At 63.3% G+C, this 11967-nt stretch carries 7 protein-coding genes, 1 other RNA gene and 1 pseudogene; 6 read left to right on the top strand and 3 right to left on the bottom strand.

Annotated features, from left to right (window positions below; genetic code table 11):
* Nucleotides 1–11 precede the first annotated feature (11 nt).
* From GO999_RS11980 to GO999_RS11960, 5 genes are all read left to right on the top strand, one after another.
* Nucleotides 12–857, top strand: coding sequence for a peptidyl-prolyl cis-trans isomerase (locus GO999_RS11980; protein WP_127591976.1), 846 nt, complete (start codon nucleotides 12–14; stop codon nucleotides 855–857).
* 197 nt (nucleotides 858–1054) lie between these two features.
* Nucleotides 1055–2146: a DUF746 domain-containing protein gene (locus tag GO999_RS11975; protein ID WP_011003067.1), complete on the top strand. Its 1092-nt coding sequence runs from the start codon at nucleotides 1055–1057 to the stop codon at nucleotides 2144–2146.
* 1024 nt (nucleotides 2147–3170) lie between these two features.
* Nucleotides 3171–3668, top strand: a complete 498-nt coding sequence (locus GO999_RS11970; RefSeq protein WP_038938302.1) for a DUF2924 domain-containing protein — start codon at nucleotides 3171–3173, stop codon at nucleotides 3666–3668.
* On the top strand, nucleotides 3665–5047 hold the full coding sequence (locus GO999_RS11965; RefSeq protein ID WP_211906243.1) for a recombinase family protein: 1383 nt from the start codon (nucleotides 3665–3667) through the stop codon (nucleotides 5045–5047). Before GO999_RS11970 ends, GO999_RS11965 begins: the two co-directional genes overlap by 4 nt.
* Nucleotides 5044–5520, top strand: coding sequence for a ParB/RepB/Spo0J family partition protein (locus tag GO999_RS11960; RefSeq protein WP_249215020.1), 477 nt, complete (start codon nucleotides 5044–5046; stop codon nucleotides 5518–5520). Before GO999_RS11965 ends, GO999_RS11960 begins: the two co-directional genes overlap by 4 nt.
* Before the next feature lie 465 nt (nucleotides 5521–5985).
* Here GO999_RS11960 and GO999_RS11955 read toward each other — a convergent pair whose 3' ends face one another.
* The gene (locus tag GO999_RS11955) at nucleotides 5986–6300 is read right to left on the bottom strand and encodes a hypothetical protein (RefSeq protein WP_071615194.1); all 315 of its coding nucleotides are present in this window, start codon (nucleotides 6298–6300) and stop codon (nucleotides 5986–5988) included.
* Between the two features lie 937 nt (nucleotides 6301–7237).
* On the opposite strand from GO999_RS11955, the pseudogene GO999_RS24710 reads away from it, so the two are divergent.
* A pseudogene (locus tag GO999_RS24710) lies at nucleotides 7238–7439 on the top strand (LacI family transcriptional regulator); the annotation flags it as partial.
* Nucleotides 7440–7726: 287 nt separating this feature from the next.
* Here the strand turns inward: GO999_RS24710 and ssrA are convergent.
* Nucleotides 7727–8086: a transfer-messenger RNA gene (gene ssrA / locus GO999_RS11950) on the bottom strand.
* Nucleotides 8087–8117: 31 nt separating this feature from the next.
* Complete coding sequence (locus tag GO999_RS11945; RefSeq protein WP_211906242.1) at nucleotides 8118–11903, bottom strand: DUF748 domain-containing protein; 3786 nt, start codon at nucleotides 11901–11903, stop codon at nucleotides 8118–8120.
* Nucleotides 11904–11967 lie beyond the last annotated feature (64 nt).

The following is an 11967-nucleotide window of genomic DNA, read 5'->3' as shown; positions in this document are numbered from 1 at the left end:
GAGCAACCAAAATGAATCGTCCTACCCAATTCTTGAAGATCACCATCGCTGTTCTGTCGGCTGTAGCCGCCATGGCGGCGTCATCAGCCTACGCGGATGACCTGCCGCCGGGCGTCGTGGCCCTCGTCAACGGCACTCGCATCACGCAGGAACAACTCGACCGCGCCATCGCCCAGAGCGGCGCGCAGGCCAATCCGCAGGTCGCGCAGGCGCTCAAGCAGCAGTTGATCGCGCGCGAGCTGTTCCGCCAGCAGGCCGCCAAGAACCCGGCCTACGACAAGCTGCCGGCAGTCAAGCAGGCCATGCAGGAAGCGCACGACGCGGTCATCACCCAGGCCTGGCTGAAGGACAACATCAAGCCCGCGCCCATCACCGACGAGCAGGTCAAGGCGCGCTACGACGCCATCGTCGCCAGCCTGGGCGACAAGGAGTACAAGGCGCGCGTGATCCAGCTCGGCGACGATGTGACCGCCGCGCAGGTTCTGGCACAGCTCAAGCAGGGCGGCGACTTCGCCAAGCTGGCCCAGCAGTACAGCACGGCGCCCAACAAGGTGCGCGGCGGCGACATGGACTGGGTGAGCTTCAAGGTGCCGGTGGAAGAGGGCAAGACGCAGAACCTGCCGCTGCCGCTGGCGCGCGAGATCGCGGCACTGGGCACCGGCGCGACGAGCACCGCGCCGGTCGAAGTCGGCAGCCAGCGCTACATCGTCAAGGTGGAAGCCGCGCGGCCGACGCAGGTGCCGGGGTACGACACGGTCCGGCCGGCGATCCGGCAGGCGCTGGAAACGGCCGAGCTGGAGCGTGTGACGGTGCAGGTGGTGGGCGGGTTGTTGAAAGCAGCGAAGATTGTTCAATGACGAGCGGCATGCATGCATGCGTCGTGCAGCCACGCCGGAGATTGATCCGGGCCACTCAGGCACCTTTGTGGAGAAGCTGAAGGGAAAGCCGCGGGTGGCCAACTGCGAGGGAAATGCGAATGAGCGGTAATGTCAAGACAAGCGGGGCCAGGGGGCGACGACCGAGCACTGGGCAGGCATCCCGAAGGGAGTCGGCGTTGCCGCTACCGGAATCGTCCGATGACGCCCCATTGCCGACGGACGTTCCAAAGGACGCTGCCGAGGCACTGGTCTGCTTTCTGACTCAGCATGTCCGTGCACTGATGTCGCCCCACGCGGATCCTGTGCCGTCCTGTCCGCGATGCGGCGGCACGCAGATCCACAAGAAGGGATATGCGCCACTGCAGACGGGGCCACTTCCGACCTATCAGTGCGAGGGGTGCGACCACTACTTCAGTCGCTTGAGCGGCACGCCGCTTTCCGGGCATCGGATTCGACGCAGCGCTGAGGAGCTGATCACGATGCTGCCGCAAGCGATCGGCTGTCCGGAGGCGGCGCGTCGGCTCGGGGTGATGGAGCGGACCATTCGCAACACGGTCAGGATGTTTCGCCGTTGGGTGCTCGAATTGGATCCGAGTGGCCACCATGAGCGCCATATTCGGCTGGGAGGGCGTTTCACCGCGGTTCGGGATCAAGCGCCGCCGGTGGTTGATGAGCAGATCGCCTATGAGGATGTGGCGCTTACCGCGAAACTGCTCGAAGACTTTGAGACTATCCATTCCAACAAGCACTTTCCGATGCCGGACTGCCCGGCATGTGGTGCTGATCGTCTGGTGACAAAGGGCACTTTCAGCGGCTTTGCACGCTTCAAGTGCGCCTCGTGCGGCAAACAATTCAATCGGCGCACCGGGACGCCGTTCACACGCAACCGGAAGGTGTATGAGCGGCAGCGGGCATTGATTCGCTACCTCGGGCTACCGCTCTCGATCACGCAGCTGGCAGAGATCGTCGGTGGCGACCACGGCAACGTCGCCAGGCTGATACGTGAGTTCCGTGAGCGCTGTGATCAACTGGATCCAACCGGGCAGCTGTCCCATCGCATTCGGGCCGGCGCGCGTCCGGCGGAGGACACGCCATGCATACAGTGTGGGGCACGGCATGTGCGTTTCGATGTCCGGGGGATCACGCCTGGAAAATGCGCTGTTTGCGGCCGACTGATCTCCATGCGGCGCGCGATCATCGAACGCGATGGAGTACTGGAGGTCGGTCCGTGGCAATGGGCCGAGCAACTGCAGCAGGGCAATCAGTAGTCCATCCTGAACAACTCGTTGTCCCTGCTGCTCCGCCCTATGTCATCGCCAGACGGCCATCCATCCACTTCGGCGGACGCTTCACTAACGCCCTACGCTAAGATTTGGTCAGCGGTCACTATGAGGCGATGGTGCGGCTGGGGCTCAAACCGGCAGCGCCCATTTTGTTTTGTTCGGGCTGTCAGGACATGCGCCAAGTCACCTTCTTTGGCTACGCCCAGGGTTCGACGCACTTGCCGTACGAGAGACGGGTACGGAAGTTCCGCTGCCAAACCTGTCAGACCATCTTGAGCAGTGCGCCGGAAGCCGAACCATCGGAACGGTCCCGACGCTGACGAGGGTGACTGCGGTCATGCGTTGCACAGCACACAGAATGCACTGACGAAGGGCACTCTCATCGCAGGGAGGAGCGTGTTCTCGCCCATACCCGGGAGGCATGGGAAACCTGGACTATTGCGCAAACTGACGGACACCAGTTCAGAGATCAGACGCGAGTTCGGTCCCCGATTGCACCACCACCAGTTGCCGGAAGCCCAACCGTTCTCGGTTGGGCTTTCCTCTTGCCTGACGTCTTTTTGCCGGCATCAAAGCGGGTGCCCTCGCTTTATCCCTGTAGGCAGAGAAGCTGTGCGGACCTGATTGTGAGACGAAATGTGCCTAGGTTTGCTGATCAGAGGTGCATCGTTGTCATTCGCCATCAACGCTTGCCGATTCTGTGATGGCGTGCCGGCTCATGGAACAGCAGACTTTCATCCAGTGATTTTGTGATGAAGGACGGCTATCCATGAAACCCTTTACCCCTCTCGATCCAAGCAGCATGAGCGCCGAAGCGCGGGTCGCGGAAGTTGCGGCCACCCTCGCGCGGGCGCTTGTCCGGCTACGAGCGCAACCGAATCCCCACGACGTCAGAGAGAACCAAGAAGACCTTGGCTTCTCGCCGCCACAGCGCGTTCATTCAAACTCTGCTGTCCGAGTCCGCAAGGCCGCCCGGGTGGCAGCTGTCAAACAACAGCAAGGAGTTTGAATGACGACATCCACATCGCGACCTACCAAGTCCAGTATCGCCGCCCGCGTGGCGCGGCTGCCGGACACGCCATTTGCCGAGCTCAAAATACTGTGGTCGCAGCTATTCGATATACCCCTGCCAACCCACAACCGTAGCTACGTCGAGCGGCGCATCGCTTTCCGACTGCAGGAGCTGGAGATGGCTCAGAAGCAGCCGCAACTGCTGGCGAGCAACAAGATGCGCATCGATGCGTTGCTTGAGCAGATCAAGCCGGCGCAGAAGGCTGGGCGAGGGGAGCTCGTCCGGTTGGCACCGGGCACGGTGCTGACCCGGGACTTCATGGGCCAGACCCACTGCGTTGTGGCCATGCCGAATGGTGAGTTCGAATACAACGGCAAGCCCTACAGCAGCCTGACCGCGATCGCCTGCGAAATCGCGGGGACGCGCTGGTCGGGGCCGGCATTCTTCGGTCTGCGGGATGGTGCGAAGAAACAGCGCAAGGGGACCGGTGCATGAGCCTCGAAGCAAGCAGGAAGCGCCGGCGCTGCGCGGTCTACGCCCGTAAGTCCTCGGACGAGGGGCTCGATCAGGACTTCAACTCGATCGATGCGCAGCGTGACGCGGGTCATGCCTACATCGCCAGCCAGCGCGCCGAAGGCTGGATTCCGGTGGCGGACGACTACGACGATCCCGCGTACTCCGGCGGCAACATGGAGCGGCCGGGTCTGAAGCGCCTGCTGGCGGACATCGAGCGCGGCTTGGTCGATATCGTTGTGGTGTACAAGATCGACCGGCTGACCCGCAGCCTGGCGGACTTCTCGAAGATGGTCGAGGTGTTCGAACGCTACCACGTGTCTTTCGTGTCGGTCACCCAGCAGTTCAACACGACCACGTCGATGGGCCGGCTGATGCTGAACGTGCTGCTGTCCTTCGCGCAGTTCGAGCGCGAGGTGACGGGCGAACGTATCCGCGACAAGATCGCGGCGAGCAAGCGCAAGGGCATGTGGATGGGCGGCGTGCCTCCGCTGGGCTATGACGTGCTCCACCGTAAGCTGATTGTCAACGAGGCGGAGGCCACGGTGGTGCGCCGCCTGTTCGCCGAGTTTCCGCGCGCTGCGTCCACGACATTGTTCGTGCAGCGGCTGCGTCACGAAGGTGTGATGACCAAGTCGTGGGTCGCGCAGTCCGGCAAAGACCGGATGGGCAAGCTGATGGACAAGGGCGCGCTGTACAAGATTCTGAGCAATCCGGTCTACCTGGGCCAGATCCGACACAAGGAGATCAGCTACGCCGGCGAGCACGAGCCTATCGTGACGCAGGAGCAATGGGATGCCGTGCAGTCGGCGCTGACCAGCAAGCCCACCGGCGTGAGCCGCGGCCAGATCCGTACTGAACGTCCGGCGCTGCTCAAGGGACTGATTTGCACGGCAGACGGCCGGGCCATGACGCCGCATACAACCAAACGGCGTGGTGGGCGGTTGTATCGGTACTACTTGTCGACACGGGATGCCCAGGAGGGATACGGCGCGTCCGACGTCAAGATGCTGCCGGCGGGCGAGGTCGAGGAGGCCGTAGTGGCGCAGCTACGCGGCATCATGCGCGCGCCGGAAATGGTCGCCCGGGTTTGGCGGGAAGTGGCCAGAAGCAACGATACCCACGACATGACCGAAATGCAGGTGGCCGTGGCGCTGTCCCGAATCGACATCGTGTGGGAGAACCTGTTCCCGCTGGAGCAGCACCGAATCGTGCAACTGCTGGTCGAGCGTGTCGTCGTGTCGCCCCAGGAACTGCGGGTGCAGTTGCACCGCAACGGCATCGAGCATTTTGCGCTGGACGTGGTGCGTGCCGCCGGTGGGAAATCCGTGCCGGTCGCTGCAGGGGAGGCCCTGGCATGAGGCGCACGACGCTGGAATTTCCTGGGGAGCCGATGATGCTGCATACGGGCAACGGCGGTATCGAGGTGTCCATCCCGATTCGCGTGCGCCGCTACAGCGGCCGGCGGCAGGTGGTGGTGCCGCAGGGCATCGGTTCCACGCTCGGGGAAACGCGGGTGCCGACGGCCCTGCAGGTTGCGCTGGCCCGAGGTCATCGTTGGCTGAGGCAGATCGAAAGCGGGCAGGTGCGCAACATTGCCGAGGTTGCAACCCGGGAAAAAATCGACCGAAGCTACGTGAGCCGCATGGTCAATCTGACGGCATTGGCGCCAGACATCCAGGCCGCGATTCTGAATGAAACCTTGCCCGAGGAGGTCGCGTTGTTCGACCTGGCGGTCGACACGCCCCAGTGTTGGGAAGCGCAACGCAGGCGGATCGAGGAGGTGGTGGTGAAGGCCCGTGAGGGGAAAACGCGTGCGGTTGCGCTGACTTGAGGTGGCTCTCTCTTTCTCTGATTTTGATACGCCTTCCGGTACGGGGAAAAATTTCAGGGTTGGAGGTGTTGCCTAAGTCACTGATTTTTAGGGGCTTCGCCTTGCGGACTCGGCGCTCTGCACGTCCGCAAGGGGCAGAGAAAGAGAGAGGAAAAAGGGGAAAAAACGCCCGAAACCGGCCCGGGAGCGTAGGTGCCAAATTCGTAAGCAGAATGCGTATTTCGGGACGCGTGATCGGTGATTTCGGCTGAACGTGATCACCCGTGGGTCGGCGTTTTCGAGCGGGGTGAGCAACGGCTCGAAGCGCTTGGGCACCTTGAGTAAGCAACAGTGTGGCTGGGATAGCCCGGCTACGATTTTCTCTTCAAGCCATCGGATACCGAGCGCTACAGCATCTTCTGAATGTCGCTCAATGCCTCATGGTCACAGCAGGCTTGAGCCCTGACGCGCTTGTAAGCCAAACGCTCAGGATGTTTTGCGGCACTCCCAGGTCGCAGTGAAAATACGGAGACTTGGTCCAATAGGGTCGGAGACTTGGTACGTGAGCAAGTTCACCGACTTAATTCCTTTGTATTTGGCTCGGCAGGTGTTGTAAGCCGCATTCCATGTCGCGTTCCATGCATCCTTGCGCGTTGGATTTGCAGTGTGGTAGCCGGCTGGGACCTGAACCGTGTCGGCAGCTAGGGCGATGGGGCTATGTGCAAAAAGTGCAGCCATCATCGCCATGCTGGCCGCCACAAAAGCATATTTCTTGCTGTTTTTCGATTGCAGTCGTTTCATTATTCATCCTTTAAAAATGGAGGAGGACGTACCGCATCCGCAGCGCCGATCAATAGGGAATAGGGCGGGCAGCAGTGCGTGGTAGATTATTCTCCGCGCATTCCAACAGGGATTCAGCGCGGCAACGCGTAGAGTTGTGTGTGGAGCCGAATGGGGTGCGGAGCAGGGACATCGCGCATGGCGGGGGGGCGTTCTGTGCATGAGGCGAACGACGCTCGAGTTCCCCGGGGAGTCGATAGTGCTGCACACCACGCATGGTGCGATGCTGAGCCGCTACAGTGGGCGTACGCGGGTTGCATTGGCCGGTGGCAACCATTCGCCTAGCTATGGATCTGCTGTCCTGCACCACGAGTGTCATTACAAGCACGCGGTTTCGACAAATTTCGCGCGATGACTGCGTCTTTCGCGTTGTGTAATTCTCTATTGGTATTTCTGTGAACAATAAAGCTTCCCCTTCTAGGAGTTATTCATGGGATGCTTTAACGTCACGGGCGCAAGCGGGAAAGCGAGCGACTATGTTGCCGAACGCCACGCCAACCAACCGTCCACAGAGCAGGCGACGCAACGACCGGCTGCGCGCAGTGCGGGCCAGGGAGTACTGCAGGGACTACAGAGACAAAACTCTACCAGCAGGCCCTCCGACGACGAAAGTGCCATCCAGCATGCAGTAGCCCAAGCGCGGGCGGGGGAGCGGTTTCGTCCTGGTCCGCTTCCGGAGCAAAAGGAACTGACTGGCCCCAAGATCGGCCGCTCTGACTGAGCCTCTCTCAGGCATCGCTGGTGCGTTACCAGCCAGCGATGCTTGAAGCCTCCAGTTAGTCGTCCAGCATTCCGTCACGCCGTATGGATCTTAGTTGCTCGAGAGGTCTCGATCGCGGCGCTGTATTGCTGGTGCTCACTGGACAGCAAATGATTCAAGGCGCGTACTTAACCGCGGTTCGTCAGCCGCATGATCAACCTGACGACGTTGGCCCCCCGATATCCAGGCCGCGATTCTGAATGAAACCTTGCCCGAGGAAGTCGCGTTGTTCGACCTGGCAGTCGACACGCCCCAGTGTTGGGACGCGCAACGCCGGCGGATCGATGAGGTGGTGGTGAAGGCGCGTGAGGGGAAAACGCGTACGGCTGCGCTGACTTGAGGTGGCTCTCTCTTTCTCTGATTTTGATACGCCCTCCGGTACGGGGAAAAATTTCAGGGTTGGAGGTGTTGCCTAAGTCACTGATTTTTAAGGACTTCGCCTTGCGGACTTGGCGTTCTGCACGTCCGCAACGGGCAGAGAAAGAGAGAGGAAAAAGGGGAAAAAACGCCCGAAACCGGCCCCGGAACGTGGGTGCCAAGTTCGCAAACAGAAGTGAAAAACCCCGCCAGGCTTGGGGCCTGGCGGGGTTGATCGGAATGCAAAGAGGGCGTCTTTGCAATAGAGACTGGTGGAGCCGGCGGGAATCGAACCCGCGTCCGCAAGTCCTCTACAGAGCGTTCTACATACTTAGTTCAGTCATTTGATTTAACCGGCGCGACGCGGACGAACACGCTGCGCGACGACGAGTCACTTGGAGTTAACCCCGGCCGTCGTGACACCGGCCGAAGCGATCCGATATGAATGACCTCGCGTGGCCTTGCGGCCCTAGCCTATCGGCAAGCTAGTGCGAGGACGGCGCGCAATTAAGCGGCCAGCTGGTAACGGTTGTCGTTAGCAGTTATTGCGTTCCCATTGATTAACGAGGTGACGGGTCCTCGGTATGCCCGCTACTGCTTCGCAACCCACGTCGAAACCAGGTCGGCCCCAGTAGGAAAGGAAGATTATCCCATAGATGGGCTACTTGAGCGAGAAATCAACCCGCGAGGTCTTGCCCTTGTCCTTGATGCCCTCCGGGTCGAGCTTGGGCGCTACCACGAAGAGGCGCGCGGGTTCCACGCGTTCGGCCAGTGCCACGTGCACCGCGTTGGCGCGGCGCTGGGCCAGCTCGCGCAGGTCCGAGTCGGTCACCTGCACGTTGGTCTCCATCAGCTTGCGCATCTCGTCCGGCGGCAGCGATTTCGCCAGGCCGATCACATTGCGCGGCTTGGGGAATTTGGCGGCCTTGTAGGCGCGCTCAAGATACTTGTCCATCTCTTCGGGCTTGACCGTGCTGTCGGCTTCGGTGGCATCGCCGGCGTCCTTGAGTTTCTGTTCGCGGATCTGGCGGTTGACGGTTTCGCGGCGCAGGCCGTCGCGGTCGACGGCCGGATCGACGCGGCCGATGATGTCCAGCTTCAGCGCCGGGCGGTCCTTCAGCGCCGTTGCCAGCTTGTCGATCTTGGCCATCGATGCCTGCGAGAGGACGGCCGTGCCCGGGTCGAATTCGATGTAGCCGAGCTCTTCGCCGCCGCTGCCGCCGAAGGCGTTTGCCAGCAACGAGAAGGGCGCGGTCACGGCCCGCACGATCAGGTTGACGAAGGCGCGCACGATCACGCCCCCCAGGCTGAACTGCGGGTCGTCCAGCGAGCCCGACACCGGCACGCGCACGTCGATTTCGCCGCGCGAATTCTTCAGCAGCGCCACCGCCAGCCGCACCGGCAGGTTGGTCGCATCCTTGCTCTCCACGCGCTCGCCGAAGGTCAGCTGGTCGATGAAGATGTGGTTGTCCGCGCTCAGCTTGCCCTGGTCGAGCAGGTAGTGCAGGTCCATCGTCAGCTTGCCTTTGGTGATCGGGTAGCCGGCGTATTTTGCGGAGTAGGGTGTCAGGTTGGTCAGCTCGATGTCGTTGGCCTTGGCGGAGAGGTCGACGAACGCGGTGGGCGCGAGCGGGTTGACCTTGCCGTGGATGTCGACCGGCGCGGTGCCGTCCACGCTGCCGCGCAGGGTCACGTCGGCGGGCTGCTGGCCGGCCGACGTGCTGATGGTGCCGACCGAGCCGCCGATGGTGGTCAGGTTGGCGGTGTAGTTCGGCTTGATGAAGTTGTCGGTGAAGCGGATGTTGCCGTCCTGCAGCGTGATCGCGTCGATTCTCAGGTCTGCGCCGCCGGCCTTGGGTGCGGCCGCCATGGCCGAAGCGGGCATGCCCGCGGTCACGGCCGAAGCCGGGTTTGCCGCCGGCACCGATGCGGCTGCGATAGCGTTGCCGGATGTTGCCGCAGGGGATGAGGCCGGGCCGGGTGTCGCCTGCGTGAGCGAGCGGTGTTCCTCGGTCGGCTGCACGCGGATGTCCTGCAGGTTCAAGCGGCCGTTCGGGTTGATGATGATCCGCGCATAGAAGGTTGATAGCGCCAGCGCCCCCACGCGCACGCGCGGCGTGGCACCGTCGTAGCTGACCTGGATGCGGTTGAGCGCGAGCGAGCGCCAGCGCAGGAAGTCGTCGGAGCTCACGCGGTCCTGCAGGCGTACGTTGCCGAGCGTGGCATTGCCCTGGTAGTTCACGGTCAGCGCCTTGCCCTGGTTGAGCGCGAGGTGGCCGTCCATCGTCAGCAATGCGCTGGTGATCGCCGCGTTGAGCGATTTGTCCAGATACGGGTCGAAGCCCGCCAGCGACAGGTTCTGCGCATTCACTCGCAGCTCCGCCTTGAGCGGTTGCGGCACCACGTTGCCGCGCACGTCGAGCTTGCCCTTGCTGCCCAGTCCCGCGCCGATCTGCACATCGACCGGCTTGCCGAGATCGGTCGAGGCGTTCTGCACCAGCACGTTCAGCGGTTCGACGCGCACCTTCACCGGTCGCGAGTTGGTCTGGTCTTCAAAGCCGATCGCGCCGTTGTCCAGGCGCAGCGCCTGGACGGTCACGGCCCATGGCTTCTCGGCCGGCGCGCCCGACGTGGTGGGCGCGGCCTTCGCCTTGGCGGCGGCTTGCTGAGCGGTATCGAGCAGGGTCAGCACGGTGCTGCCGTCCTGCTTGCGCAGCACGTCGAGCTGCAAACCGTCGGCGCGCACCTCGTTCAATGCCAGCGTGCGCGCTGCCAGATCGAAGCTTTTGATGTCGGCACGCAATTGCTTGGCGCGCAGCGCGGTGTCGTTGCGGGTGGCCGGCGCCAGCGCCAGATCGGCCAGCGTGGCGACCAGCGGTTCCGCGTGCACGTTGAACTTGTCGGCACCGAACTCCAGCGCGATCTTGCCGTCTGCCGACAGTGCGCCGTTCTGCAACTGGGGCGCGCCGGCCTGGCGCAGGTAAGGCCCGATGCCCGCGAGCTTGAGGGCCTCCAGCTTCAGCTCCAGCTCGCCGGTGCGTTTTTCCAGCGAAGTGCTGCCCTTGACGTTGAGCGTGCCGCCGCTGGCCAGCTTCGCGCCCACGTCGAGCGTGGTCGGGCCGCCAAGGGTGCGCACGGCCGCGTCGCCGTGGAGGTCGTCCAGCACGAGATCGGCTGCGGGCTGCGTGGTGGCATCGCGCCAGTGGACGCTGCTGTTTGCCAGCTGCAGCTTGCCGACCGCCACGTCGAGCGGCTTGGGCTGGGCGGCGGGAACGGGGGCTGCCGGCTTGGCTTCCGGGGCGGGCTTGCCGCCCAGTTGCGCAAAATTGATCGAGCCGTCCGGCGCGCGCACGGCATCCACGCGCACGCCGTCCAGCGACAGCACATCCAGGTGATACACGTTGTCGAGCGGGCGGACATCGGACAGGGTCGCACGCAGTTGCTTGGCCGCCACCAGGGGCGCCTTCTTGGCATCGGTCACTTCCAGGCCATCGAGGCCGGCCGTGCCGTGCACACGCAGCACGGGGTTGCCGGTGCGGGGTTTCTGGAAGTCGATCGTCAGGTTGGTGGTCAGCTTGCCCTGCGGTACGGCCACCGGCAGGGGGCCCGGCACGTAGCCGAGGTAGCGGGGCAGTTCCAGGCCGTCGAGCTTGATGTTCAGGCTGGATTCGAGCGACTGCGCAAACGGTTTCGTCTTGCCGGCGAAATGCAGTGGCGCGCCGTCGATCCGCGCGGCCAGCAGCGGCTGCACAAAGATGTCGACGTCGGCTGGCAGGCTCGCCAGGAAGGGCACGCCAATCTGCAGCCCGTCCACGGTGTGCTGCGCCCCGAGCGGCTGATCGACGAACTGGATGGCGCCGTTGTTCAGCTGCAGGTTGGCGAAGACGAAGCGCGCCGGCTCGTTCGACTTGGGTTTGGGCGGCACCTCCGGCTGGGTCAGCTTGTCGACGATGTCGGAGAAGTTGAAGCGTTGCTCGGCTGTCCGCACGATGCGCACGCGCGGGGCATCCACCTTCAGTTCTTCGATGACGGGGGCGCGGCGGAAGACCGAACTCCATGCCGCGTTGACATGCAGATGGCCGATGTCGATGAACGGTGTCTTGCCGTCGCGCTCGGCGATGTGCAGCTGGTCGATCTCGAGCCGCAGCGTGTACGGGTTGAGGCGGATCTTGCCGACCGTCACGGGCCGTTCCAGATACTTGCTCAACTGCGTCTCAGCCAGGTGATGGAGCAGCGGCGGGCCGCCCACCGCACCGAGCAGGCCGAACACGGCCAGGAAGATCAGCACGCCCAGTCCGATGCGCCTGGTGCGCCGCGATGCCCGTACCTGCTCGCCGAGTCGGGCCGCGCGCTGCCAGCCCGGGCTGCTCCGCCAGCGGCCGAGCCGTGCCCGCCAGCCGGTGGCGTTGGGTTGCAGGTCGGAGTGCGAATCGGGGGAGGTCGTCATGCTGGTGTCGGTCCGGCCACGGCGTGGCGTGCTTCGTCAGTCAGTCGTGGCCGTGGCTTCACAG

The sequence above is a fragment of the Ralstonia nicotianae genome (assembly GCF_018243235.1).
In the GTDB taxonomy this organism is placed as follows: domain Bacteria; phylum Pseudomonadota; class Gammaproteobacteria; order Burkholderiales; family Burkholderiaceae; genus Ralstonia; species Ralstonia nicotianae.
The sequence above is the reverse complement of the archived record's forward strand: the minus strand, read 5'-3'. Positions and strand labels throughout refer to the sequence as shown.